Origin of the sequence: Pseudomonas sp. 43(2021) (assembly GCF_017490805.1) — a bacterium.
Lineage (GTDB): Bacteria > Pseudomonadota > Gammaproteobacteria > Pseudomonadales > Pseudomonadaceae > Aquipseudomonas.
The window spans coordinates 1-482 of sequence record NZ_JAFGYJ010000382.1 but is presented as its reverse complement, the minus strand read 5'-3'; the positions used below and the strand labels follow the sequence as shown (position 1 = coordinate 482).

Genomic DNA, 482 nt, shown 5'->3' with positions numbered 1-482 from the left:
CACCTGACCCACGGCGCGAAAGTGTCGTCCTCGGGCAAGCTCTACAACGCTGTGCAGTACGGCATCAACACCGACACCGGGCTGATCGACTACGACGAAGTCGAGCGTCTGGCCGTCGAGTGCAAACCGAAAATGATCGTTGCCGGTTTCTCTGCTTACTCGAAAACTCTGGACTTCCCGCGCTTCCGTCAGATCGCCGACAAGGTCGGTGCGCTGCTGTTCGTCGACATGGCCCACGTCGCCGGTCTGGTCGCTGCTGGCCTGTATCCGAACCCGCTGCCGTACGCCGATGTGGTCACCACCACTACGCACAAAACCCTGCGCGGTCCGCGTGGTGGGCTGATCCTGGCCAAGTCCAACGAAGAGATTGAGAAGAAGCTCAACGCCGCCGTGTTCCCCGGCGCCCAGGGCGGTCCGCTGATGCACGTCATCGCCGGCAAGGCGGTGTGCTTCAAGGAAGCGCTGGAGCCTGGCTTCAAGGC

General features: G+C 62.4%; 1 pseudogene. It reads left to right on the top strand.

The features are described from left to right. Nucleotides 1-482 (top strand): annotated as a pseudogene (locus J5M71_RS27755) (DegT/DnrJ/EryC1/StrS family aminotransferase); the annotation flags it as partial.